This is a genomic window from Conexibacter stalactiti (assembly GCF_033542075.1).
Taxonomy (GTDB): Bacteria; Actinomycetota; Thermoleophilia; order Solirubrobacterales; family Solirubrobacteraceae; genus Conexibacter; species Conexibacter stalactiti.
On the sequence record NZ_JAWSTH010000244.1, the window covers coordinates 1 to 645 of the forward strand.

Here is a 645-nt window from a genome sequence, read left to right on the forward strand (position 1 = left end):
ATCGGCGACACCGCCCCCAACTTCAGAGCGCAGACGACCGAGGGGGAGATCGACTTCCACGAGTGGATCGGTGACAGCTGGGCGGTGCTGTTCTCGCATCCGCGCGACTTCACGCCGGTCTGCACGACGGAGCTCGGTTACATGGCGTCGATCAAGCCCGAGTTCGACGCGCGCGGGACGAAGATCATCGCGATCTCCACCGACCCGATCGACAACCACGGCAGATGGGCGCAGGACATCGCGTCCTCGCAGGGGACCGCGCCGAACTACCCGATCATCGGCGACACCGACCATTCGGTCGCGAAGGCGTACGGCATGCTGCCGTCCGACGTCGAGGGCGAGTCGACGTCGCGCACGCCGGCGCAGAACGCGACGCTGCGTAACGTCTTCGTGATCGGCCCGGACAAGAAGGTCAGACTCGTGCTGATCTACCCGATGACGACCGGCCGCAACTTCGACGAGGTGCTGCGCGTGATCGACTCGCTGCAGCTGACGGCGAGAAGCCAGGTCGCCACCCCGGCGCAGTGGAGACAGGGCGACAAGGTCATCATCGCCGGCTCGGTCAGCGACGACCAGGCGAGAGAGCGCTACCCCGACGGCTGGGAGTCGCCGCTTCCGTACCTGCGCATCGTCGACGCGCCGTAG

The 645-nt window shown here is 66.7% G+C and carries 1 protein-coding gene; it reads left to right on the plus strand.

The window, feature by feature from the left end:
- Nucleotides 1–645 (plus strand): peroxiredoxin (locus R7226_RS31580; RefSeq protein WP_318601537.1); only part of this gene is annotated, 645 nt, incomplete at its 5' end.